Origin of the sequence: Flavobacterium cupreum (assembly GCF_003996965.1) — a bacterium.
Lineage (GTDB): Bacteria > Bacteroidota > Bacteroidia > Flavobacteriales > Flavobacteriaceae > Flavobacterium > Flavobacterium cupreum.
In genome coordinates this window covers 106,418-129,490 of record NZ_QWDM01000010.1, presented here as the reverse complement: position 1 = coordinate 129,490, position 23,073 = coordinate 106,418, and the positions used below count along the sequence as shown (strand labels likewise).

The 23,073-nt window shown below is 37.0% G+C and carries 22 protein-coding genes and 1 tRNA gene; 13 read left to right on the top strand and 10 right to left on the bottom strand.

All coding sequences use genetic code 11. The features are described 5' to 3' along the window. Nucleotides 1-69: 69 nt before the first annotated feature. The 9 genes from miaB to D0817_RS16120 all read left to right on the top strand — a co-directional run bounded on the left by miaB (nucleotide 70) and on the right by D0817_RS16120 (nucleotide 10,313). The gene (miaB, locus tag D0817_RS16160; RefSeq protein ID WP_127339413.1) at nucleotides 70-1,515 is read left to right on the top strand and encodes a tRNA (N6-isopentenyl adenosine(37)-C2)-methylthiotransferase MiaB; all 1,446 of its coding nucleotides are present in this window, start codon (nucleotides 70-72) and stop codon (nucleotides 1,513-1,515) included. A 137-nt stretch (nucleotides 1,516-1,652) separates the two neighbouring features. Next, entirely contained in the window at nucleotides 1,653-1,976 is a 324-nt protein-coding gene (locus tag D0817_RS16155; protein WP_238160895.1) for a GxxExxY protein, read from the top strand. A gap of 53 nt (nucleotides 1,977-2,029) precedes the next feature. After that, on the top strand, nucleotides 2,030-3,289 hold the full coding sequence (locus D0817_RS16150) for a sigma 54-interacting transcriptional regulator (protein ID WP_127339412.1): 1,260 nt from the start codon (nucleotides 2,030-2,032) through the stop codon (nucleotides 3,287-3,289). A gap of 173 nt (nucleotides 3,290-3,462) precedes the next feature. Next, nucleotides 3,463-3,981: an LptE family protein gene (locus tag D0817_RS16145; protein WP_127339411.1), complete on the top strand. Its 519-nt coding sequence runs from the start codon at nucleotides 3,463-3,465 to the stop codon at nucleotides 3,979-3,981. Nucleotides 3,982-4,070: 89 nt separating this feature from the next. After that, nucleotides 4,071-5,690, top strand: coding sequence for a tetratricopeptide repeat protein (locus tag D0817_RS16140; RefSeq protein ID WP_127339410.1), 1,620 nt, complete (start codon nucleotides 4,071-4,073; stop codon nucleotides 5,688-5,690). A gap of 3 nt (nucleotides 5,691-5,693) precedes the next feature. Next, on the top strand, nucleotides 5,694-6,032 hold the full coding sequence (secG, locus tag D0817_RS16135; protein ID WP_127339409.1) for a preprotein translocase subunit SecG: 339 nt from the start codon (nucleotides 5,694-5,696) through the stop codon (nucleotides 6,030-6,032). A gap of 140 nt (nucleotides 6,033-6,172) precedes the next feature. Then, nucleotides 6,173-6,448: a co-chaperone GroES gene (locus D0817_RS16130; RefSeq protein ID WP_012023920.1), complete on the top strand. Its 276-nt coding sequence runs from the start codon at nucleotides 6,173-6,175 to the stop codon at nucleotides 6,446-6,448. Nucleotides 6,449-6,532: 84 nt separating this feature from the next. Next, nucleotides 6,533-8,161 (top strand): chaperonin GroEL, encoded by a 1,629-nt coding sequence (gene groL / locus D0817_RS16125; RefSeq protein ID WP_127339408.1) that lies wholly within the window; start codon nucleotides 6,533-6,535, stop codon nucleotides 8,159-8,161. A 952-nt stretch (nucleotides 8,162-9,113) separates the two neighbouring features. Beyond that, a complete protein-coding gene (locus tag D0817_RS16120; protein WP_127339407.1) occupies nucleotides 9,114-10,313 on the top strand; it encodes an alkaline phosphatase family protein in 1,200 nt (399 codons plus the stop codon). 77 nt (nucleotides 10,314-10,390) lie between these two features. Here D0817_RS16120 and D0817_RS16115 read toward each other — a convergent pair whose 3' ends face one another. Further along, complete coding sequence (locus D0817_RS16115; RefSeq protein WP_127339406.1) at nucleotides 10,391-11,920, bottom strand: SulP family inorganic anion transporter; 1,530 nt, start codon at nucleotides 11,918-11,920, stop codon at nucleotides 10,391-10,393. A gap of 505 nt (nucleotides 11,921-12,425) precedes the next feature. On the opposite strand from D0817_RS16115, the gene D0817_RS16110 reads away from it, so the two are divergent. Then, entirely contained in the window at nucleotides 12,426-12,812 is a 387-nt protein-coding gene (locus tag D0817_RS16110) for a hypothetical protein (protein ID WP_238160894.1), read from the top strand. A 467-nt stretch (nucleotides 12,813-13,279) separates the two neighbouring features. Here D0817_RS16110 and D0817_RS16105 read toward each other — a convergent pair whose 3' ends face one another. From D0817_RS16105 to D0817_RS16095, 3 genes are all read right to left on the bottom strand, one after another. Next, on the bottom strand, nucleotides 13,280-13,468 hold the full coding sequence (locus D0817_RS16105; protein ID WP_127339405.1) for a hypothetical protein: 189 nt from the start codon (nucleotides 13,466-13,468) through the stop codon (nucleotides 13,280-13,282). A gap of 174 nt (nucleotides 13,469-13,642) precedes the next feature. Beyond that, nucleotides 13,643-13,924: a hypothetical protein gene (locus D0817_RS16100; protein ID WP_127339404.1), complete on the bottom strand. Its 282-nt coding sequence runs from the start codon at nucleotides 13,922-13,924 to the stop codon at nucleotides 13,643-13,645. Nucleotides 13,925-14,366: 442 nt separating this feature from the next. Continuing rightward, nucleotides 14,367-14,648 carry a hypothetical protein gene (locus D0817_RS16095; protein ID WP_127339403.1) on the bottom strand — a complete coding sequence of 94 codons (282 nt, stop codon included), beginning with the start codon at nucleotides 14,646-14,648 and terminating at the stop codon, nucleotides 14,367-14,369. A gap of 683 nt (nucleotides 14,649-15,331) precedes the next feature. Here D0817_RS16095 and D0817_RS16090 point away from each other — a divergent pair. Together D0817_RS16090 and D0817_RS16085 are read left to right on the top strand one after the other, a co-directional pair. Continuing rightward, a complete protein-coding gene (locus tag D0817_RS16090; protein WP_127339402.1) occupies nucleotides 15,332-16,021 on the top strand; it encodes a hypothetical protein in 690 nt (229 codons plus the stop codon). A 47-nt stretch (nucleotides 16,022-16,068) separates the two neighbouring features. Beyond that, the gene (locus tag D0817_RS16085; RefSeq protein WP_127339401.1) at nucleotides 16,069-17,298 is read left to right on the top strand and encodes a TMEM143 family protein; all 1,230 of its coding nucleotides are present in this window, start codon (nucleotides 16,069-16,071) and stop codon (nucleotides 17,296-17,298) included. Between the two features lie 82 nt (nucleotides 17,299-17,380). Here D0817_RS16085 and D0817_RS16080 read toward each other — a convergent pair whose 3' ends face one another. The 3 genes from D0817_RS16080 to D0817_RS16070 all read right to left on the bottom strand — a co-directional run bounded on the left by D0817_RS16080 (nucleotide 17,381) and on the right by D0817_RS16070 (nucleotide 19,294). Next, nucleotides 17,381-17,935, bottom strand: a complete 555-nt coding sequence (locus D0817_RS16080; protein WP_127339400.1) for a DUF4494 domain-containing protein — start codon at nucleotides 17,933-17,935, stop codon at nucleotides 17,381-17,383. 149 nt (nucleotides 17,936-18,084) lie between these two features. Further along, nucleotides 18,085-18,423 carry a hypothetical protein gene (locus tag D0817_RS16075; protein ID WP_127339399.1) on the bottom strand — a complete coding sequence of 113 codons (339 nt, stop codon included), beginning with the start codon at nucleotides 18,421-18,423 and terminating at the stop codon, nucleotides 18,085-18,087. A 1-nt stretch (nucleotide 18,424) separates the two neighbouring features. Beyond that, nucleotides 18,425-19,294: a hypothetical protein gene (locus D0817_RS16070; protein ID WP_127339398.1), complete on the bottom strand. Its 870-nt coding sequence runs from the start codon at nucleotides 19,292-19,294 to the stop codon at nucleotides 18,425-18,427. Between the two features lie 244 nt (nucleotides 19,295-19,538). Here D0817_RS16070 and D0817_RS16065 point away from each other — a divergent pair, with 244 nt between their 5' ends. After that, on the top strand, nucleotides 19,539-20,009 hold the full coding sequence (locus D0817_RS16065) for an Mpo1 family 2-hydroxy fatty acid dioxygenase (protein WP_127339397.1): 471 nt from the start codon (nucleotides 19,539-19,541) through the stop codon (nucleotides 20,007-20,009). A 167-nt stretch (nucleotides 20,010-20,176) separates the two neighbouring features. Here the strand turns inward: D0817_RS16065 and D0817_RS16060 are convergent. From D0817_RS16060 to ftsZ, 3 genes are all read right to left on the bottom strand, one after another. Further along, nucleotides 20,177-20,250 (bottom strand) — tRNA-Arg (locus D0817_RS16060). Nucleotides 20,251-20,326: 76 nt separating this feature from the next. Beyond that, nucleotides 20,327-20,776: a GatB/YqeY domain-containing protein gene (locus D0817_RS16055; protein WP_127339396.1), complete on the bottom strand. Its 450-nt coding sequence runs from the start codon at nucleotides 20,774-20,776 to the stop codon at nucleotides 20,327-20,329. A 289-nt stretch (nucleotides 20,777-21,065) separates the two neighbouring features. Further along, entirely contained in the window at nucleotides 21,066-23,051 is a 1,986-nt protein-coding gene (ftsZ, locus tag D0817_RS16050) for a cell division protein FtsZ (protein WP_127339395.1), read from the bottom strand. Nucleotides 23,052-23,073 lie beyond the last annotated feature (22 nt).

Below are 23,073 nucleotides of genomic sequence, written 5' to 3'. Positions count from 1 at the left end.
TTAATTCTTTATCTGACATCTTGTCATCTTTATCGGTTTTGCGTTATCTTTGCACTTTGAAATTACGCAATGGAAAAGATTATTGAAGAAAGTAAGCAGGGTGAAAATCTTGTTTTGGAAAATAAACCTGAGAATACTAAAAAGCTTTTTATAGAAAGTTACGGCTGTGCGATGAATTTTTCGGATAGTGAAGTCGTAGCTTCCATTTTATATGAAGGCGGATACAATACGACTTCTGTTTTGGAAGAAGCCGATCTGGTTCTGGTAAATACCTGTTCCATCCGTGACAAGGCCGAGCAGACCATTCGTAAACGTCTGGAAAAATATAATGCCGTAAAACGCATTAACCCAAAAATGAAAGTGGGCGTTTTGGGCTGTATGGCCGAACGTTTGAAAAGTCAGTTTCTGGAAGAGGAAAAAATAGTTGATCTTGTAGTAGGTCCTGATGCGTACAAAGACTTGCCTAATCTGTTGGCGGAAGTGGAAGAAGGCCGTGACGCCATTAATGTAATTTTATCGAAAGAGGAAACGTACGGTGATATTTCGCCTGTTCGTTTAATGAGCAACGGAATTACCGCTTTGGTTTCCATCACCCGTGGCTGTGATAATATGTGTACGTTCTGCGTTGTTCCTTTTACACGCGGTCGTGAACGCAGCCGTGAGCCACAAAGTATCATGAAGGAAATTCAGGATTTATGGGACAAAGGTTTTAAAGAAATTACCTTATTAGGCCAAAACGTTGACAGTTACCTTTGGTACGGAGGCGGCCTGAAAAAGGATTTTGTCAATGCTTCGGACATGCAAAAAGCAACGGCTGTTGATTTTGATCAGCTGCTTGAAATGGTTGCTGTTGGTTTTCCTAAAATGCGTATCCGTTTTTCGACTTCTAATCCGCAGGATATGCACGAAAGCATTTTGCATGTTATTGCAAAATATCCAAATATCTGTAAACATATCCACTTGCCTGTTCAGTCCGGTAGTGACCGAATTTTAAAAGAAATGAATCGTCTGCACACGCGTGAAGAATACATGACGCTGATCGATAAAATCAGGTCTATTATTCCGAATGCATCGATTTCACAAGATATGATTGCCGGCTTCCCTACAGAAACAGAGCAGGATCACCAGGATACCATGAGCCTTATGGAATATGTAAAATATAATTTCGGTTATATGTATTCGTATTCGGAACGCCCGGGAACTTTGGCCGGAAGAAAAATGGAAGATGATGTTCCGGAAGAAACCAAAGCCAGAAGATTGCAGGAAATCGTAGACTTACAACAAAAACACGCCTGGTTTAGAAGTGAGGAGTTTGTAGGCCAGACGGTTGAAGTTTTAGTCGAAAAAGTATCTAAAAAATCAACCGAAGAATTCTCAGGAAGAAATTCCCAGAGTATTACCGTAGTTTTTCCAAAGGAAAATTATAAAATTGGAGATTTCGTAAATGTAAAAATCGAAAGCTGTACTTCAGGAACCTTAAAAGGAAAAGCTGTTGGGCTGAGCAGCATGAATTAATATTTTTTTTTGCCACAGATTAAATGATTAAAATGATTTTTTGTATTATTTTTCTTATTTTAAATTTAATTGGTAAAATTAGTTAGCTTATGCAATATTACAGAGAAAAAGAGACTTATAAGATTATTTGAATATGCATGGAAGTTCATAAGAACCTTGGACCAGGATTATTAGAAATAATTTACAAAGATGCTTTAGAAATAGAATTTAAGGAAAACAATATTCCTTTCGAAAGAGAGAAGGAATATTCAATTGAATACAAAGGTAAAATCTTACCTCATAAATTTTATGCCGACTTCATAATTAATGAAGATATTGTTTTAGAGGTAAAAGCAATAAAAGAATTTTCAAGCGAACATATCGCTCAGATTTTAAATTATATAAAATTGTCGCGTTCAGAATTAGGATTACTAGTTAACTTTCAAACAAAATCTCTTCAATATAAAAGATATATTTTATAATTTAGAGAATCTGAGTTAATCATTTAATCTGTGGCAAAAGATAAAAAACATACATGGAAACAGTTCAGGCAATAAAACAACGTTTTGAGATTATCGGGAATGACCCGAAGTTAAACCGCGCCATAGAAAAATCCATTCAGGTTGCCCCTACTGATATTTCGGTAATGGTAACAGGGGAAAGTGGTGTTGGTAAAGAAAACATTCCGAGAATCATTCATTCGCTTTCACACCGAAAGCATGGTAAATATATTGCCGTAAACTGTGGAGCCATTCCGGAAGGAACAATTGACAGTGAACTTTTTGGTCATGAAAAAGGAGCTTTTACCGGTGCAACAAGCACACGTGAAGGATATTTTGAAGTGGCAGACGGCGGAACTATTTTCCTGGATGAAGTAGGAGAATTGCCTTTAACCACTCAGGTACGTTTACTGCGTGTTCTTGAAAACGGAGAATTTATAAAAGTAGGTTCGTCCCAGGTTCAGAAAACAAATGTGAGAATCGTAGCCGCAACCAATGTCAATTTATTCAATGCCATCGAAAAAGGAAAATTCCGTGAGGATTTATACTATCGTCTGACAACCGTAGAAATTACATTGCCACCGTTACGCGAAAGAAATGAAGACATTCATTTGCTGTTCCGCAAGTTTGTGGCCGATTTTGCACACAAATACAAAATGCCGCCTTTAAGGCTGGACGACAATGCAGTGCAACTTCTGCAAAAATTCAGATGGAACGGTAACATTCGTCAGTTGCGAAATGTAGCCGAACAAATTTCGGTTTTAGAGACCAACCGTGATATTTCCCTTGCAACCTTACAATCTTATTTACCAACTGAAGGAAGCAGTTTGCCATCTGTTATTAGCGATAAGAAAAAAGAAAGTGATTTCAGCACCGAAAGAGACATCTTGTACAAGGTTCTTTTTGATATGAAAAGTGATCTGAATGACCTGAAAAAACTCACTTTGGAATTAATGAAAAACGGATCTGCAAAAGTACAGGATATCAATCCTAACCTGATTCAGAAAATATACGGTTCACAGGAAAATGACAGCGAAATAGATTTTGAAGAAGAACCAAGAACAGCTGTCATGACCCCCGCGACCCGCGAAGACAATTATCACATACAGGATGATAATAATTATCTGGATGCCGAAACAATAGAGGAAGAAGAAATTTTACGCCTGGAGCAAAAAGAAATCGAAATGATCAAAAAATCATTAGAAAAAAACAAAGGAAAACGTAAAGCAGCTGCCGATGAGCTAGGGATCTCAGAACGAACTTTGTACCGAAAAATTAAACAATTTGATTTATAAAAATAAATTAAATTCCAAAAAATAAATCCCAAATTCCAATCTGGCAAAACTTAAAATTCCAAATTAGTATATTTGAAAAAAAATGTAACTAAGTCCAACACCAGAGAATTGCAACGCAATTCTTAAAATTGGAATTTGGGATTTAAAAAATTGGAATTTTCACCAAACATCTTATGAAAAAAATATATTCTTTATTCGCCTTAATGAGCCTCTTTATGTTAAGTGGCTGTTCTGTTTACAATTTTACAGGGACAGGAAAAATTGATGCAAAAACGTTTCAGGTTAACTTTTTCCAGAACAATGCCGATTTGATCGAGCCGGGAATCGACAGGGACTTTACGCTGGCATTGCAGGATTTAATTCAGAATCAGACTAATTTGAACCTTGTCAGCAATGGCGGGGATTTGGTGTATGAAGGAGAAATTGTAGACTACAGAACAACTCCAATGACAGCAACTGCGGTGACATCAGGCGGTGATGTGGGCGCAGCCCAAAACCGTTTAACAATCCGTATTAATGTGAGATTTACCAATAAGAATAAAGAATCTGATGATTTCGAAAAAACATTTGAGTTCTACAAAGATTATCCCGGAACAGAACAACTTGTAGGATCTTCCCTGAATGCTGCCATTAAAGAGATTTACGACAGAATTACCCAGGATATTTTTAATGAGTCATTAGCTAAATGGTAAAAAAATATTGACCTGTTGAATCGGTTAACCGTTAGATCGGTTTTCGAACAATTTAACAAGGAAAGGAATAAACGATTAAAAAAACAAAAATGAATGTAACTGATTATACACACCTAATAAACAAACCCGATGCTATTACTGAAAAGCAAACGGAAGCATTAGGCAATGTTCTGAATGAATTTCCCTATTTTCAAAGTGCAAGGGCATTGCGATTGAAAGGGCTTTACAACCAGAATAGTTTTAAGTATAATTATGCCTTAAAAGTTACTGCAGCACATACTACAGATCGTTCTGTATTGTTTGACTTTATTACATCTGAGACCTTTGTCTCTATACAAAATGAATATTACGATCAGAAACTCAAAGATCTTTTGAATATTACGGTTTTTGAAATTGAAATCGTTTTACCGGAAATCCAGAAAGTTCCCGAAATAAGAATTGATCCGATTGAACAATCTATTTTGTCATCTATAAGGGAAGCCACAACAGTAGTTTTTGAAGAACCTAAAAAAGCGGAAGAAAAACCGGTTGATATTGTTGTTGAACAGCCTGTTCTGACTCCCGTAAAAGAAGAAGCTCCAGTCGTAATTGAAAAAACAATCGCAATCGAAGAAATTACTTTAGATTCTTTTGTAGAAAATTTCACTCCGGCTGTCAAAGAAGAAACTCCAGGTATTGTTGAAGAACCGGTACTAGTAAAAGAAGTTACCATCGATTCTTTTGTGGAGCCTGTTTCCGCTTCTGTAGAAGAAACTCCAATCGTTACTGAAGAACCGCTTATAACTGAAGAGATTACCATTAATTCTGTTGTTGAACAACCTGTTTCTACTTTTACGGAGGAAGAAACTCCAATTGTTACAGAAGAACCAATTGTAATTGAAGAAATCACCATTGATTCTTTTGTTGAACAGCCTGTTCAGGCTTCAGTACAAGAAGAAACTCCAAGTGCTACAGAAGAGCGAATTATAGTGGAAGAGATTACCATTGATTCTTTCGTGGAGCAGCCTGCTTCCACTTTTGAAAAAGAAGAAGAAACTCTAATTAGTACTGATGAACCGATTACCGTGCAGGAAACAGAAAAAATCCCTGAAGTACGTGTTGAACCGATTGAAGAGTCAGTCTATAATGCTGTAAAAGAAGCTACAACAGTTGTTTTTGAAGATTTAAAAGAAACTGAGATTGCTGAAACGGTAAAAAATGCCGAAGAAAATCTGGAAATCGGAAAACCGTTGGATTTTTCTGCTAATGAAAAACATTCTTTTCAGGAATGGCTGCAATTAGCCCGAACAGAACCAATTGACCGAACAAAAGAAGGTCCGGCAGAAAAAACAGAAGCAGTACAAGAAACCGAAAAAACTCCGGAGCCTGTAACTGAACCTGTTGCTGAAAGACAGGAAACTGAGTCAATTGAAGAAGAGAAAAAGAAAAAAGCGGAGATTATTAATAAATTTATTGAAACAAATCCGAAAATTCCGCCTATAAAACCCACTGCAATTGTTCCAACGGTGGTGCTTGACCCCAATAAAAACGAGGACAATTCATATTTAATGACCGAAACTCTGGCCCGGGTATATCTGGAGCAAAAAAAATATACAAAAGCGATACAAGCTTATCAAATATTAATTTTGAAATATCCAGAAAAAATTAGTTTCTTTGCAGACCGTATTTCGGATATAAAGATTTTACAACAAAATAACAATAATAATTAAACAATGAGCACATTTTCAATTTTTTTAGTTTTAATCACAATAGTTTGCTTTCTATTGATCGTAGTAATCATGGTTCAAAACCCTAAAGGAGGCGGATTGTCTTCTACTATCAGCGGAACTCAAATGTTAGGTGGAGTACAAAAAACAACAGACTTTTTAGACAAAAGTACCTGGACGTTGGCTACTATCCTTATTGCATTAATCTTACTTTCAAGCTTAAGCTTTACAGGATCATTAAGCGATACTGATTCTAAACTTATTGAAAAAACCGAAGCACCTGCTACAACGCCTGCAGCTCCTGTACAAGGAACTCCTGCTCCTGCAGCTCCGGCAGCAAAATAATATTTCTGATATAAAATTAAGATGCCAGCCTGTCAAAGCTGGCATTTTTTTTAAGAAAAAATGTCAGTTTTTTGAGCATGGCACAATTTCTGAAAGTTTACAGAACATTAAAAAAATATAACCTAATATAAAATAAAATTATGGCTTTAAATATTAAACCGCTTTCAGACCGCGTACTTATTGAGCCTGTAGCAGCTGAGACCAAAACTGCTTCAGGAATTTTTATTCCGGACACTGCCAAAGAGAAACCACAAAAAGGAACTGTAGTAGCTGTAGGAAATGGATCTAAAGATCACACTATGACCGTAAAAGTTGGCGACACTGTTCTATATGGTAAATATGCAGGAACAGAATTAAAACTGGAAGGAACTGATTATTTGATCATGCGTGAGGATGATATCTTAGCGATAATCTAAAAATAATAAGTATTAAGTTTCTAAGTACTACGAATTAAGACTTGGAACTTGAAACAAACCAAACATTAAACAAAAATTAAAAAAATGGCAAAAGATATAAAATTTGATATTGAAGCACGTGACGGATTAAAACGTGGTGTTGATGCATTGGCAAATGCTGTAAAAGTAACTCTTGGACCAAAAGGTCGTAACGTAATTATCGGAAAATCATTTGGTGGACCAACGGTTACTAAAGATGGAGTTTCGGTTGCAAAAGAAATCGAATTAAAAGACCCGTTAGAAAACATGGGCGCGCAAATGGTTAAGGAAGTTGCTTCTAAAACCAATGATTTGGCAGGAGACGGAACTACAACTGCTACAGTTTTAGCTCAGGCGATTGTAAAGGAAGGTTTGAAAAACGTTGCTGCAGGAGCAAATCCAATGGACTTGAAACGCGGTATTGATAAAGCCGTTGAAGCTATCGTTGCTGATTTGGCAAAACAAGCTAAAGTGGTTGGAAGTGATTCTGATAAAATCAAACAAATTGCTTCTATTTCTGCAAACAATGACGAAGTGATTGGTGATTTGATCGCTACAGCTTTCGCTAAAGTAGGTAAAGAAGGGGTAATTACTGTTGAAGAGGCTAAAGGAACAGATACTTACGTTGATGTTGTTGAAGGAATGCAGTTTGACAGAGGATACCTTTCTCCATATTTCGTTACAAATCCAGAGAAAATGGAAGTTGAATTAGACTCTCCATACATCTTATTATACGACAAAAAAGTATCTTCTTTAAAAGAATTACTACCTGTTTTAGAACCGGTTGCACAATCAGGAAAGCCATTGTTGATTATTGCTGAAGATGTTGACGGAGAAGCGCTGTCTACTCTTGTAGTAAATAAATTAAGAGGTGCTCTTAAAATTGCTGCTGTAAAAGCTCCTGGTTTTGGAGACAGAAGAAAAGCAATGTTAGAAGATATCGCTATTTTAACTGGTGGAACCGTAATTTCTGAAGAAAGAGGGTATACACTTGAAAACACCACTATCGAGATGTTAGGAACTGCAAAAAGAGTTTCTATCGATAAAGACAACACTACAATTGTAAGTGGTGCTGGTGAAGCTGATATCATCAAAAACAGAGTAAACCAAATTAAAGGTCAGATGGAAACTACTACCTCTGATTATGATAAAGAAAAATTACAGGAGCGTTTGGCTAAATTAGCAGGTGGTGTTGCTGTTCTTTATGTTGGTGCTGCTTCTGAAGTGGAAATGAAAGAGAAAAAAGACAGAGTTGACGATGCTTTACACGCAACCCGTGCTGCTGTTGAAGAAGGAATCGTTGCTGGTGGTGGTGTAGCATTATTAAGAGCTAAAGTTGCTTTAGCAGATCTTAAAGCTGACAACGCTGACGAGGCTACAGGTATTCAGATTGTATCCCGTGCTGTTGAATCTCCATTAAGAACTATCGTTGAAAATGCAGGTCTTGAAGGTTCTGTAGTAGTAGCGAAAGTTTCTGAAGGTTCAGGTGATTACGGATACAATGCCAAAACTGACGAATATGTAGACATGCTTAAAGCAGGAATTATCGATCCTAAGAAAGTAACCCGTGTAGCATTAGAAAATGCTGCCTCTGTTGCCGGAATGATCTTAACTACAGAGTGTGCCTTAATTGATATTAAAGAAGAAAACGGAGGCGGAATGCCAATGGGTGGCGGTATGCCGGGAATGATGTAATCGTTCTTCACTTCTTACATTATAAAACGCCAAACAGAGATTCTGTTTGGCGTTTTTTTTGTTTTTTATCCACAGATTAAAAGGATTTTTTTTGCCACGAATTACACGAATTTTCACGAATTATTTTTTTAAAGCTTGCGCATAATTCACTGCAGGTTTTTTAGATACCGATTAAATGGCTTTTTTTTTGCCACGAATTACACGAATTTTCACGAATTATTTTTTTAAAGCTTGCGCATAATTCACTGCAGGTTTTTTAGATACCGATTCAATGGCTTTTTTGCCACAGATTCGCACAGATTAAACAGATTTGCACAGATTAATCATTTTAATCCTTTAATCTGTGGCAAACTTTTTCCACACCAAACATTCGTGAAAATTCGTGTAATTAGTGGCAAACTTTTTAGCCACAGATTAAAAGATTTCCACAGATTAACCCATTTAATCCTTTAATCTGTGGCAAACTTTTTCCACACGTGCAATTCGTGAAAATTCGCGCAATTCGTGGCAACCATTTTTAGCCACAGATTAAAAGATTTCCGCAGATTAATTTATTTAATCCGTGGCAAACTTTTTCCACACCAAACATTCGTGAAAATTCGTGTAATTCGTGGCAAACTTTTTCCACACGTGCAATTCGTGAAAATTCGCGCAATTCGTGGCAACCATTTTTAGCCACAGATTAAAGGATTTCCACAGATTAATCTATTTAATCCGTGGCAAACTTTTTCCAAACCAAACATTCGTGAAAATTCGTGTAATTAGTGGCAAACTTTTTAGCCATAGATTACAAGATTTCCACAGATTAATCCATTTAATCCTTTAATCTGTGGCAACCTTTTTCTACATAAAGCATTCGCGAAAATTCGTGTAATTGGTGGCAAACTTAACACTCTCTTTTTCATTAAAAAATCTGTTATGAATATCTTTGTAATTCTATTAAAATTACAAAATGAGAAAATTCACTACTCACCTATTATCTTTTACATTTTTACTTCTTACCACTTTTTCACAGGCCCAGACCAATAAAGACACTTACGTAGTCTTAGTTTCTATGGACGGGTTTCGCTGGGATTATGGGAAGCAATTTAATCTTCCGAATTTAAAACAAATAGCCAAAGAAGGCGTTCATGCAAAATCAATGAAACCCTCCTATCCGACCAAAACTTTCCCGAATCATTATTCGATTGTGACAGGTCTTTACCCGGATCATCATGGCATCATTAATAACGTTTTTTATGACGCTCAACTTAACGAATCCTTCTCCTTATCATCGAATGCCAAAAATGATTCCCGTTTTTATGGTGGGAATCCAATCTGGAATGTGGCCGAAGAACAGGGTATCAAAACAGCTTCTTTTTTCTGGCCGGGATCGGATACCGATCAGAAAAGACCCGGTATTTATAAGAAGTACGACGATAAAGTGCCGTACGAAACCAGAATTGACACCGTGATAAAATGGCTACAGCTTCCTGAAAAACAACGTCCGCACTTAATTACTTTATATTTTGATGAACCCGATCACACCGGACATAATTTTGGTCCACTTTCTCCGGAAAATAAAAAGATGGCTATTAAAATGGACTCTATCATGGGACAATTATCTGCAAAACTGGATCAGTTGCCGATCGGTAAACAAATCAATTTAATCATCGTTTCCGATCACGGAATGGCAGCTATCAGCAATGACAAAAAAGTGGCCCTTTTAGAGTATCTAAAACCCGAATGGTTAGGTTACAAAGCTGTTATTAATCCGATTATGAGTTTACAGGCCAAACCCGGTTATCAGGATTCCATTGCAGCAGCTTTAAAAAAAGTACCGCATATTAAATTCTGGAGAGCCGGAAAATTGCCCAAAAGATTGCATTATGGCACGAATCCGCGGGTGCATGATTTTGTTATTGAAGCCGAAAAAGGATATAGTTTAGTAAATGATAAAGACCAAAAGATAAAAGGAGGAACCCACGGTTACGACAATAAAAACAAAGACATGCAGGCTATTTTTTATGCAAAAGGCCCGGTTTTTAAAGTCAATAAAGAAGTCAGATGCTTTCAGAACGTTTCGGTTTATTCTTTAATCGCCCATATCTTAGGATTGAAAATAGATGAAGTGGACGGAAAGTTTAGCGAAGTGAAGGGGTTAATGAGATAATGAGTCAATTAGATAATTAGAAAATTTCAAACATTATCTCATTATCTAATTATCTAATTTTCTCATTATCTAATTCTTTAATTGACTACTTTATAAGTCGGATCCTCAATAACATTTACCTTAATAACTGCTTCGGCATTTTTAAGTAACAGAATACAGTCAGGACTTAAATGCGTCAGTTCGACCGTTTTGTTTAACTGACTGTATTTTTTGGTCAGATTATTCAAAGCTTCAATGGCAGACATATCGGCAATGCGGCTTTCCTTAAAATCGATAATCACATGATTGGGATCATTCCGGATATCGAATTTTTCCATAAAAGCAGCAATAGAACCAAAAAATAGAGGACCATAAATTTCGTAGTGTTTTACTCCTTCTTCATCTGTATAATGTCTGGCACGGATTCTTTTGGCACTTTCCCAGGCAAAAACCAAGGCCGAAATAATAACTCCAATTAATACTGCCAAAGCCAAATTGTGCAACACAATCGTGATTAGGGCAACCAATATTCCAACAAAAATATCGTGTTTGGGCATCTTGTTTATAATCCTGAAACTTGCCCATTCGAAGGTTGTTATCGCCACCATCATCATCACCCCAACTAAAGCTGCCATCGGTAACTTTCCAATTACCGGAGCACCAAAAAGTATAATTATCAAAATAGTCAGTGCCGCAATTATTCCCGAAAGCCGTGCTCTCGAACCTGCCGAAAGATTGACGAGGGTCTGTGCAATCATCGGACAGCCGCCCATTCCGAAGAAAAAACCGTTTAAGATATTCGAACTTCCCTGAGCAATACATTCCCGATTACTGTTTCCGCGGGTTCCTGTAATTTCGTCCACCAGGTTTAAGGTCAGCAAACCCTCTGTTAAACCAACAGCGGCAACAATTACCGAATAGGGAAATATCACTTTAAGCGTATCAAAAGAAAAAGGAATATTGGGAATATGAAAAGGAGGAAATCCGCCCTGAACAGAAGCAATATCTTCTACTGTTTTGGTATCAATATGAAACAAAAGCGCGATAGCGAAAACCACCATTATGGCCACCAAAGAAGCCGGAACTGTCTTAGTGATTTTAGGAAAAAGAAGAACAATGCTCACCGTTAAGGCGACCAAACCCAACATAATGTACAGCGTTGTTCCCTGCAGCCAAGAAACTTGTCCGTTTACAACTGTTTTAAATTGCTCCAATTGCGACATAAAAATAACCACTGCAAGTCCGTTTACAAAACCAAACATGACGGGCTGCGGTACCAGTCTGATAAATTTTCCGAGTTTAAAAAGCCCGATACAGATTTGCACCACGCCACCAAGTGCAACAGCTGCAAAAACATACTCAATTCCGTGAGATTTCATCAGGGCAATCAGAACAATTACCGTTGCGCCTGCCCCACCCGAAATCATTCCGGGCCTGCCGCCAAAAATGGCCGTAACCAGACCGGCAATAAATGCAGCGTACAAACCCACCAGGGGAGGAAAACCAGCCAGAATCGCGAACGACAATGATTCGGGAATCATCGTCATGGCTACGGTGAGCCCCGCTAAAATTTCATTTTTATAATTAACCTTTTGCGAAAAGTCAAAGAGGGAGTATGCTTTTTTCATAAGGGCACAAATTTAAAAAATTATGCGCATAAACAGAAGAAACCTTTCCAATACTGAAAAAAGCCTGAAAAATTATTATCATGAAGGAATAGCTTTTTTAAAACTGATTCAATAACAACAATACAACGGAAAGAATAAAACTAATCATAGAACCTTTTATTAAAAGCCTTTTTGAGGCTTGGATGTAACGTATTGTGAAGAAATTATCGCCTCAAAAATAGCATTAATCTTTTAGATAAAAAACGGGTATTTTCCCCTGATTTTCATAAGGAAAAACAGCCCCGAAAATGCCAAAAATATTATTCTAAAGGCACACAGATATAGCCCGGACAATTGACACAGTCTCTTATAATACCAGATTTTGCCGGATAGTTTTTTTTTAATAATTGCTAAATCTTGGTAATTTGTCCTATTTTATTATAAATATGCCCTTTTAGGACTATTCAATTCCTTAGCTGACCTTTAAGTTTACTGTTTCAATTATTATTAATTAAAACTATAAACTATGGCAATCGAAAATTTAAATTCCCTGCACTACACGACACAGGAAAAAACTATTGTAGCAACCGCGCTGGCCACTATTGAAGGTTCTCTTGCCGCAAAATTCAAGAACCTTACCCCCGAAGAGCGAACCAAGTACGGTAGTGTAAACGAACAAAACAAACTTGTAATCAACAAGGTAAAAGATTTCAGAACCAATCAGCCCGCTTTGAGCAGTCCCGATATTGACTGGGTCGAATTTCAGAACGATGTTGACTCGAGAGAATTTCTTCAAAGTATTATCGCACGTTTAGAAAGTCTGGCCAGCAGCCTTAAGAACAATAAAATCCTGCACGATTTCGATTGTTATCAGGCAGCATTACCGATTATGATTTCAGTAAATACAAGGTAGGAACAAAGGCTGCAGGTTTTCAGGTTAAGGTAAACGAACTGGCACAGTTCTTTAAGAAATCAGGTACTGCTAAAACAGAAAATCCTCCTGAAAAAGAAATTCAATAACAATAAAGAACCTTCCGGAAGTTAAATTTCAGAAGGTTTTTTTTATGAGGCTACTTCTATAGGTTCCATCATCTATTTTTTAGGTTCTGGCATCTGTCATTTAGGTTCGGGCAGGCGTCAATGGCGTCTGGTTGCGTAAATTATACCTCAGCAATACAAATAGACACATCTAATGAGCCTTTTGATGATGAAAATACCTCAAATTTCGCGTGTCTAACCCAAAACTTCCTTTACAGCACCCTACCCGTGACTGCTTACATGCCAATCGCGACTGACCGAACGTATACTTATACGCTGGGGAACGTCATTGATCATTGTTTTTGATAGTCATATAACTTATTTAACGTCATCGCTTCTTTATTAAACCTCGCCGATGATGTTTTCAATAGTTAATTTTCTCAACTTTCCTTTTAACTCTCCTATTTCTTTAGATAACCAATCTTTAAAAGATGGGTTACTAGCAGAATAGGACCTTGCTAAGGTTATTTGATCGTGGTAAAGTTCTTCCAATTCTTTAATTTTTTCTTCAATTTCTTCAATTGCTTTCATAAAAATTTTTAATTTTTTTGACCGTATTCTTTATTTTAACAGGTTCTTCTAAGTATTATACTTTTTTTTACATCGGAAGTTTTCAACAAAATAAAATAAATCGGAAACAAGATATTCACTACAAAAAAAGCCCTGCAATTGCAGGGCCTGAAGTGGTATTTAGGTGCTAAAAATTTAATTCGCTTTTAAGGCTGACGCAGTACAGGCTTTCTGAATGTCCTCGTCTGAAAACGGAGATAAGGTTTCGGCTAAGGATCTGCTGGTTCTTAAACAGCTCAGCATCTTTTGCCTTAACTCAAGATTGTTGCCGTACTCTGTATCGAGCAGTAATTCGAAAATTTCCTGTAAATACAGGGGTTGTTCTTTAAAATCGCCTTCAAAACATACGTCTGAAACGAAATTGGCCACGGATGGCATTACATCAAGGTGTGATGCTTTTTGATTTTCTTTTGTCATAATAAAAAAAATTTAAGTTTCACCCTATGAATTGCTTGTCATTATAAACTTACAAATATAATTTTAATGAAACAAAAAAAGATTAATACTACAAATCTTGATTATAAGGACAATACTCAACCACAGCATTTGTCATTTCGACGAAGGAGAAATCTTCGTTAGAAGCTCGACAAAGTTTTTCTCACAGAAATGGAGTTACTGGCGAAGATTTCTCGTTCCTCGAAATGACAGAACTGGACGACAAACAATACTTATCCGCACTATTTGTCATTTCGAGGAAGGAGAAATCACACTCGTAATTCGACAAAGATTGGCGACGTTTAGTTACGGAGTTTCTCGTGTGATTTCTCCTTCGTCGAAATGACATACTATATCGAAATGACATTACAAAAAAAGCCCTGCAAATGCAGGGCTTAAAGTGTGGTATTTAGGTGCTAAAAATTTAATTCGCTTTTAGGGCTAACGCAGTACAAGCTTTCTGAATTTCCTCATCTGAAAACGGAGATAAGGTTTCGGCTAAAGATCTGCTGGTTCTTAAACAGCTCAGCATCTTTTGCCTTAACTCGAGATTGTTGCCGTACTCTGTATCAAGCAGTAACTCGAAAATTTCCTGTAAATACAGGGGTTGTTCTTTAAAATCGCCTTCAAAACATACGTCTGAAACGAAACTGGCCACGGATGGCATTACATCAAGGTGTGATGCTTTTTGATTTTCTTTTGTCATAATCGAAAATATTAAACGCACGAAACCCCCGCTTTAGATGTGACAAAATACCAAAAAGGTAGATTTAGCAGCCTTTCGGTTTAAACTACAGCATCATGGCGAGGGTTCGCTTATGTTAACTTATAAAAAGTTTCAGGATAAATCCTTAAGGTATTTTGTCAAGGCAAACGTACAACTATAATTTTAATGAACCAAAAAAAAGATTAATACTACAAATCCTGAGCATAAGAACCATTCTTATCCACAATATTTGTCATTTCGACGAAGGAGAAATCTTCGTTAGAAGCTCGACAAAGTTTTTCCCACTGAAATGGAATTACTGGCGAAGATTTCTCCTTCCTCGAAATGACAGAACTGCACGACAAACAATACTTATCCGCAATATTTGTCATTTCGACGAAGGAGAAATCTCCGTTTGAAGCTCGACAAAGTTTTTCCCACTGAAATGGAATTACTGGCGAAGATTCTCATTCCTCGAAATGACACAACTATACTATACAGGAATGACGGAGTTTATGGTGTGATTTCTCATCCATCGAAATGACAAAAACGGGTTTGCATCAATTGTTAATCTTTCAAAAATTAAGAAGTAAACACACCAACTATTAGTTGGTTTTCATAGATTTGTAAAATCTATTTTTTCCGAAAATGATCAGGAAAAAAAATTATAAAATCTTAGGCCGATGAAAGCTGTTTTTTTAACATTTTTATTTTTAATATTTTCTTCCTCAACTTGTTACTCCCAACTGAGTTCAGATAAAATATTCGAAAGCTTTAAACAGGGAGAGCGCACCAACTGTTCGTCGATTGCTTTTATTAAGGCGGCCCTTAATATTTATGGGCTGGATAATCTTTATACAACAGAAAAAACGGCAGATAGTCTCTTTTATATCCGATTAAAAAACAATGCTTCGTTTCAGCTGAAAAAGGAGGAACTGGAGAAAGCTAAATTTTCTGCGGGTTTTGTATTTATCAAAACCAATGAAGAAAGCAAAAAAATAAAAGACTACGCCGTACTAACCTATGCCGTGATGGCGAAATACAAACAAATTATTGACAGGGAGTCGACTTTTGATAAAGCTTTGGAGGATCTGGAAGATGGTGAAGTATATACCCCGACCATCTACAAATATTTAGGTTTCGAAAAAGACAAACAAATAGTACCCTTAAAAAGACTCTCCGGAAGTGAATATTGTGGTGTTGTGGCCTGGTCTACTGCACATGCCGTTTTTGTGTGTGAGGAATATATGGACTATTACGGCAACAAAAAAAACATCTGGGGTAAATATCCCGGACGTTTCAGGATTATCAATACCGAACCGTTGCCGAAAATTTTAGAAAAAACAGATAACGCAGACAATTCAGATTTGTAATTTTTATTTTGAAAACGCAGCCCATCCATTAAAGTCCCCAACTGAATATGACACGAGAAAATTATATTCCCTTTAATAAGGAATTCTTACTCGAACAACAAATAGCTACGTTCTCTGAAGATAAAAAAAAGGTTGCTGATTTTAAAAAGCTTTTCGATATTGTCGAACATTACTTTCATTACGAAGCCTTTAACCTGAACCGGAACCTGAAAAAACATTATGCTTTATTTGATCCCGACCTGAGTCCGAAGGAACGGGAAGGATTTATTGGTAAAAGTGATTTTTCGGTTTTTAAGGAGACCCTTCTTACCGTTTTAAAACACGGAAATTATACCCGCATCGATCAGGAAACTTTAGAAAGGGCTTTTAAGGAATCTGATTTAATAGGCCTGAATCTTTCTATCGATTTTAATGCTTTTAAAGATTATGAATTGTACGTTCGCGGACATCATAAAGCGAAAGAAACGGTTAAGAAATTTATTTTCTGGAAAAAGGAAATAGAAGTCGAATATTATGACCGTGTGATGATTTACCTGAATTATAACGAAGCCGATTATCTAAAAGAGAAAAAGGTCAAATTAGGAAAAATGCCTGTTGATCCGGGATCTATCGGATTAAAGATTTTTAAACGGGTTCCTAAAAACGATCTTGAAACGATATTTCCAAATGCCATTCCGCGAATGTCTACCAGAGATAAATTATTCTTCTGGGTGCCGGGAATCGGGGGCGGAATCTCCTTATTGAGTACCACGGTAATTCCGGCTTTAATTGGCATGTACGCGGCATATCAGTCCGGCGAGGCGATTGATTTACTAAACAGTAAAGCTTCGCTAAATCAGGGTTTAATTGCTTTGGGAATCCTGTCTGCGTACTTGTTCCGCCAGTACAGCAACTTTATCAATAAAAAAATCAAATACGGGAAAATGCTTTCTGACAGTCTTTACTTTAAGAATCTCGGAAACAACAGCGGTGCTTTTTATTCGCTGCTAAATTCATCTGAAGAAGAAGTACTAAAAGAGACGATACTCGCCTATGCCTTTTTAGACCGTAGTCAGAATCCGATTACTGCAGAAGAACTCGATGATCAGATTGAATCCTGGTTTATGACGAAGTTCCAGACCAACCTGGATTTTGATGTAAAAGATGCTTTAGACAAACTAAAAAATATTGGTCTGGGTATAGAAACAAACGGAAAGTGGGAAGTGATTGCCCTGGATAAAGCCCTCGTAAAAATTGATGAATTGTGGGATACTGTTTTTGAGTATAATCAGAAATAAGAATTAATTTAAAGCAACCAAATTATATAAAAAACAAAAAGAGGACTATTAGATCCTCTTTTTTGTTGTATAATGTTGTAAATTATTCGTTTTCAACCTCAATAAGGTCTTCTACCGTTTCTCCCATGTCACCCACAGCAACCAGTTCAGGTTTGGAGGCTTTCAGGGCATTGAATCTTTCCAGTTGTTCCAATTCTCCTTCTTCACCACTGAAATACGGGAAAACATCCATAATAGGCGATTCTGAAATAGCAGGAATGGTATAATCTCCCATTGTATTTTTCATTACCGTAATCGTATTGTCGTAGGCTTCTTTTACATCATTGGCCTGAACCAAAAGATACATATTGGTTTTTCTTTCTTTGCCGCTTTCTTCATCATAAGCCATTAACGTAACTTTTGACTTAAACCAGCGATCAGCATTTTCAAACGGGTGTATCTCGGCGTAATTCGCCACTTTTATATTGGTGATTTTAAATTCTTCACTCACATACGCTCCCATTTCTTCGTTGATTCTGCTTTCTGCCTCTGTATAAGACACTGCGTCTACCAAATACGGTTCTGTAGTAACTTTTTGTCCTCCAGTCTCATCGGTCTTTCTATATTTTACTTTGCATTCGTACCAAATTGCGCTCATTTCTTCTGTTTTTTAAGGTTGCCAAAGATAGATTTTAACGGGCATAAAATCGACAAATCCCAAAATAGATATTCACAATTTCGCATTGAATTTCAGTATAGATCACGCTTCGTTTTGTAACTCCTTATTTTTCAAACAGAAGCGTTTTACTACAGCGCCAAAACAATTAAAACTCTCCCGACCAGGTTGATAACAGAAGTGGTCAAAGCAACGATTTCATTTACATTATTAAGCTTTTTCAGACTTGTGGCCAAATTATCGGCTTCTGCTTTTGTTGCAGTTGTAAGTTGTGCATAACGGGGGTTGTTTTTATCGAGTTCTCGTTTCAGGATTTCAAAATACGCATCCCGGAGTGCATCGTATTCTTCTACCAGTTTATCGAGTGCAGGTTCTCCTCCTTCCGTAAAGGCATCCTGCAAGAGCTGTGTTCTCCTGTTATTAAACTGAGTAATTGCCTCAGATAATGATTCTTTTAATTCTTCCTGCATTTTACTTGTCTTTTAGAAGTTCTTCGATTTTGTTTAAGGATGAAATAACATTCGTGATGTCGGTGCTTTGTTTTGCAATTTCAGCTTGTGCCCTGGTCAATTCCTGAAGTGCCTGACCAAAAGTATCCAGTTCCTTTTTCAAAGCATTTTTTTGCTTCATGATGTCATCCCTGTTCTTCAGCCTGTACATTAAAATCATGGTAGCACTGTCACTGTAAGGTCCGGAATTGCTTTGGGAAATTTTACTGACATCATACCGTTTGGAATCAACGGTATTAAGTCCCTGGGCATAGGAATTGTAAATTAGATCGATATAATCGTTCCAGGTTTGTTTATCGGCATTCCACAACTCCAAATAAACTTCGGAAAGCAAATATAATATTTCATTGTTTTTTTTCACTTCTTTTGCCTGAACCGCTTCGCCAGCCATTTTTAAGACGTTGGGCAGTTTTGTTTTGACCTCAGCCGGTAAGTCGGGCATTTTTTCGATAGCATCATAGCTATCCTGCAGGGCGGTCATCGCATCTTTGGTTTTATCTGCATATTTAGGGTCTGTTAAAAGCGAAAATGCTTTGTAAACCTCAAATAAATTTTGATAAGCCTGTGTTCTTGGTTGTAATTGTCTGGAGAAATCGGAGGCTTTGGTATCCGGCAATGCCATTGTAGAAGGACTTGGATGTGTAAGGACTTTTACCTCGTCCTGCTGCGATTTATCGATAGCGGACTGCTCTGATAACGTTGCATAAATACCCTGTGCTTTTTGAGAGACATCCATACCTTTTGCGGCGGTTGCATTTCCTAATTCAATAATTTTGGAGGAGGAACAGGAGGTTAGAAATAGTACTAACAGGATAATGAGACTTTGTTTCATTTTTTTTGTTTTTGGGGGTGGAGTACTGTTTTACAGCACTTTACTAGGGAGGAATAAAATTACAAAAAAAAGATTTCATCTTTTAAAATAAATCATGATGATTCTTTGTCTTATGATTTATTTTTAAATAACGGGACGGTAAACAGGTTTGCGTCAAATTTGTATTCGGAATAGTTTTTAACCCTTTGTAATGCTAAAAATGCAAAATATTCAATAGCTTTGTTAGATACCTAAATCCAAAAATATGAGAACATTAGAGCAATGGTTTGAAGAATATGCAGTAAGTCATCAGAATCCAAAAAACAAGGCAATCCATTATGTCTGTGTTCCGGCGATTTACTTTTCTATTGTTGGATTATTAATGAGTATTCCGAGTGGCATTATTGCTTCCACTTTAAAATTAAATGCACCTGTAATCGAAAACTGGGCTTTTGTCGTATTGCTTTTTGTACTTATTTTTTACATTCGGCTATCGGTTGCCATGGCGATTAAGATTGCTGTTTTTTCTGCGATCTGTCTGGTGGTCAATTATTATATCGGGCAGGTTTTACCTTTGTGGGCGTTTTCCATTGGCGTGTTTGTAATTGCCTGGATCGGACAATTCTACGGACATAATATTGAGGGCAAAAAACCTTCTTTCCTGAAAGACCTTCAGTTTTTAATGATTGGTCCGGCCTGGGTGGTGGAGAATTTGTTTTCCGGAAAGAGACAATAGACTTCAGGTTTTTCAACAAAATAACCCGGTTGTTCCGAAGATGTTCCAGCCCGGACAGGAACGGCATCCTTTTGTGGCGGGGTTCGCCGCAAAAGATACAGTGAATGGCCGGAATTGGCTCCTAAATAAAAAACGGACTAAGAAGAAAATCTCCTTAGCCCGTTATGTGACCGCGACAGGGTTCGAACCTGCAACCCTCAGAGTCGAAATCTGATATTCTATCCAGTTGAACTACGCAGTCAATATTTTAAAATTTTAATTTTTTAAAATTCCAAATTCCAAGTTGGAAATTGGAATTTTCTTTTTTGGAATTTCTACTAAACTAATAATTTTTTTACAATTGTAGAAATTGTTTTTCCTTCAGCAGTTCCGCCTAGTTGTGCAGAAGCCAATCCCATTACTTTACCCATTGAAGCAATTCCTGAAGCTCCTGTTTCAGCAATAATTTTTGCAATTACAGCTTCAACTTCTTCTTCGCTTAATTGTGCAGGTAAAAATTTCTCGATTACAGCGATCTGAGCCAATTCCGGTTCCGCTAAGTCAGGACGGTTTTGTTCTGTAAAAATCCTTGCGCTTTCTTTACGCGTTTTTACTAATCTCTGAAGCAATTTGATTTCATCGTCTTCCGTTAATTCTTCTTTAGATCCGGAAGCAGTGGCTGCCAGTAACATTTCAGATTTAATGGCTCTTAATGCTTCTAACGCTACTGTATCTTTTGCTCTCATGGCTGTTTTAATCTCATCCATGATTTGTATTTGTAAACTCATTTTGTCTTTTTATTTAGATAAGCAGCAAGGCTTATAAATTGATTATTTATTTGAAATTATGACTTCTCTAACACATTGATCATTTGTCCGGCTGAGTCCATTCGGCTTCGCTCAGGATAAACGATTCGAAGACGTTTAGGTAATTACCTTTCGGCTTCGCTCAGGATTACAATATTTGTTAAATATAAATACTTTTAAAGTCAAATTCCTAAATTCTGTGCGAAGATAAAAAAAATAACCCGAAAATTAAATCCAATTTTCGGGTTATCCTATAATTATGATTGGAATATTAATCTACGTTATCGTGCAAAAATGAATTATTGGAGCGCAATTGCAAATCATTATTACTGTCAGTACCCACAGAGATTCTCGAATTAGTTGTATTTGACTGTGTATTTGAAAGATCGATCCCTAATCTTTTGTAAGCAGGTTCTTTTTCAAGCTCGTCAATTCTGGAAACATTATTATGAAATTTATAATTAAATTCTTTTAGTTTCTTTCTTCTTTCTTCTGCTCTCAGGCGCAAAGTCTCTTCGATTGTCAATTCCAACGGAGAAACATGATCTGTTGTTGTAAAAGCCGGTTCCTGGGCAAAGTCAACTCTCGGCTTCAAAGTAATGTTTAATTCCTCAGGAACTACATCCTGAATTACTTTTTCAGTCGGCTTTGAAGTGATCAGGTCGTTTTCAACTTCCATGTATTCTTCCAGCGAATATTTGATAATTCCGTTATCTGAAAGTTCTGTTACCGGAACAAACTGTACCGGATCGTTTACTTTTATATTACGGGTATCATTCGTTAATTCGAATAAAATTTTATTGTCTTCAACAGCTGCCGGTTCTTTTTTTGCTTCCGGTTCTGCTCTGAAAAGAGGCAGATCGAATGAAAAAGTAGTTTGTTCCTCTTTTTCAAAAACTCTTTGCTGAACAGGTTTTACTTCCTGGAAAGCGGGAACTTCCGGCGGGGAAATTTTAAAATCGATATCTGTAATTGGCGAAACGATTTCAAAAGTAACATCAAGGTTTTTGATAAACTCTGACATTACCACTAATTCTTCCTGATTGATTGTCGGAGCAACTGCTACTGGTGCAACAGGAGCAGCTGTTACGGGAGCAACCGTATCTTCCATCAAATCAAAAACGATCTTTTGTTCTGAAGGGGCACTGGGTGTCTCTGCATTTACATCAAAAGAAGTAAGTGTTCTGTTGGTTAAATTATGAACACTTCTTTGTTCATCTTCTAACGTATGAATGATTTTTTTAGGTTCTGTATTTACAATTTCGTTTTGTTGTTCAACATCAAAACCAGTCGCAATAATAGTCACGGCAATAGCTTCACCAAGAGTTTCGTCTTCACCAACCCCCATGATGATATTAGCGTTAAATCCTGCTTCTGCCTGAATGTGATCATTGATTTCTCCGATCTCATCCAGCGTAATTTCATCTGATCCAGAAACGATAAGCAACAATACGTTTTTGGCTCCTGTAATTTTGTTGTCGTTTAGCAACGGAGAATCCAATGCAGAAATAATTGCATCTTTTGCTCTGTTCTCACCTTCCGCAACAGAAGATCCCATGATGGCTGTTCCACTGTTTGATAAAACAGTTTTAGCATCACGTAAATCGATATTTTGAGTATAGTGGTGCGTGATTACTTCAGCAATACCTCTTGAGGCTGTTGCCAAAACTTCATCTGCTTTTGAGAATCCTGCTTTAAAACCAAGATTTCCGTATACTTCTCTTAATTTATTATTATTGATTACAATTAGTGAATCGACCTGCTTGCGCAATTTTTCGATTCCTAAAAGCGCTTGTTCCTGACGTACTTTCCCTTCAAACTGAAAAGGAATTGTTACGATACCAACGGTCAGGATTTCTCTTTCTTTTGCCAGTTGTGCAATTACCGGAGCTGCACCGGTACCTGTTCCACCACCCATACCAGCGGTAATAAATACCATTTTGGTACCACGGTCTAACATTTTTTCGATATCGGCGATACTTTCAATAGCAGATTGCTGGCCTACGTCAGGATTTGCTCCTGCTCCAAGACCCTCTGTTAAGTTCATCCCTAACTGAATTTTATTTGGTACAGCACTGTTTTGAAGTGCTTGTGAGTCTGTATTACAAACGATAAAATCTACCCCTTTAATACCTTGCTTGAACATGTGGTTGATTGCGTTACTTCCGCCTCCACCGACACCTATTACTTTGATTACATTTGATTGGTTTTTCGGTAAATCAAATGAAATACTTCCAAATTCTGAGTTGCTCATCATCTTTTTGGTTTTGAAATTCTTA

Excerpts from the sequence above, each read along its gene's own strand:
- miaB (WP_127339413.1), top strand. The coding sequence starts at position 70 with ATGGAAAAGATTATTGAAGAAAGTAAGCAGGGTGAAAATCTTGTTTTG.
- D0817_RS16155 (WP_238160895.1), top strand. The coding sequence starts at position 1,653 with ATGGAAGTTCATAAGAACCTTGGACCAGGATTATTAGAAATAATTTAC.
- D0817_RS16150 (WP_127339412.1), top strand. The coding sequence starts at position 2,030 with ATGGAAACAGTTCAGGCAATAAAACAACGTTTTGAGATTATCGGGAAT.
- D0817_RS16145 (WP_127339411.1), top strand. The coding sequence starts at position 3,463 with ATGAAAAAAATATATTCTTTATTCGCCTTAATGAGCCTCTTTATGTTA.
- D0817_RS16140 (WP_127339410.1), top strand. The coding sequence starts at position 4,071 with ATGAATGTAACTGATTATACACACCTAATAAACAAACCCGATGCTATT.
- secG (WP_127339409.1), top strand. The coding sequence starts at position 5,694 with ATGAGCACATTTTCAATTTTTTTAGTTTTAATCACAATAGTTTGCTTT.
- D0817_RS16130 (WP_012023920.1), top strand. The coding sequence starts at position 6,173 with ATGGCTTTAAATATTAAACCGCTTTCAGACCGCGTACTTATTGAGCCT.
- groL (WP_127339408.1), top strand. The coding sequence starts at position 6,533 with ATGGCAAAAGATATAAAATTTGATATTGAAGCACGTGACGGATTAAAA.
- D0817_RS16120 (WP_127339407.1), top strand. The coding sequence starts at position 9,114 with ATGAGAAAATTCACTACTCACCTATTATCTTTTACATTTTTACTTCTT.
- D0817_RS16115 (WP_127339406.1), bottom strand. The coding sequence starts at position 11,920 with ATGAAAAAAGCATACTCCCTCTTTGACTTTTCGCAAAAGGTTAATTAT.
- D0817_RS16110 (WP_238160894.1), top strand. The coding sequence starts at position 12,426 with ATGGCAATCGAAAATTTAAATTCCCTGCACTACACGACACAGGAAAAA.
- D0817_RS16105 (WP_127339405.1), bottom strand. The coding sequence starts at position 13,468 with ATGAAAGCAATTGAAGAAATTGAAGAAAAAATTAAAGAATTGGAAGAA.
- D0817_RS16100 (WP_127339404.1), bottom strand. The coding sequence starts at position 13,924 with ATGACAAAAGAAAATCAAAAAGCATCACACCTTGATGTAATGCCATCC.
- D0817_RS16095 (WP_127339403.1), bottom strand. The coding sequence starts at position 14,648 with ATGACAAAAGAAAATCAAAAAGCATCACACCTTGATGTAATGCCATCC.
- D0817_RS16090 (WP_127339402.1), top strand. The coding sequence starts at position 15,332 with ATGAAAGCTGTTTTTTTAACATTTTTATTTTTAATATTTTCTTCCTCA.
- D0817_RS16085 (WP_127339401.1), top strand. The coding sequence starts at position 16,069 with ATGACACGAGAAAATTATATTCCCTTTAATAAGGAATTCTTACTCGAA.
- D0817_RS16080 (WP_127339400.1), bottom strand. The coding sequence starts at position 17,935 with ATGAGCGCAATTTGGTACGAATGCAAAGTAAAATATAGAAAGACCGAT.
- D0817_RS16075 (WP_127339399.1), bottom strand. The coding sequence starts at position 18,423 with ATGCAGGAAGAATTAAAAGAATCATTATCTGAGGCAATTACTCAGTTT.
- D0817_RS16070 (WP_127339398.1), bottom strand. The coding sequence starts at position 19,294 with ATGAAACAAAGTCTCATTATCCTGTTAGTACTATTTCTAACCTCCTGT.
- D0817_RS16065 (WP_127339397.1), top strand. The coding sequence starts at position 19,539 with ATGAGAACATTAGAGCAATGGTTTGAAGAATATGCAGTAAGTCATCAG.
- D0817_RS16055 (WP_127339396.1), bottom strand. The coding sequence starts at position 20,776 with ATGAGTTTACAAATACAAATCATGGATGAGATTAAAACAGCCATGAGA.
- ftsZ (WP_127339395.1), bottom strand. The coding sequence starts at position 23,051 with ATGATGAGCAACTCAGAATTTGGAAGTATTTCATTTGATTTACCGAAA.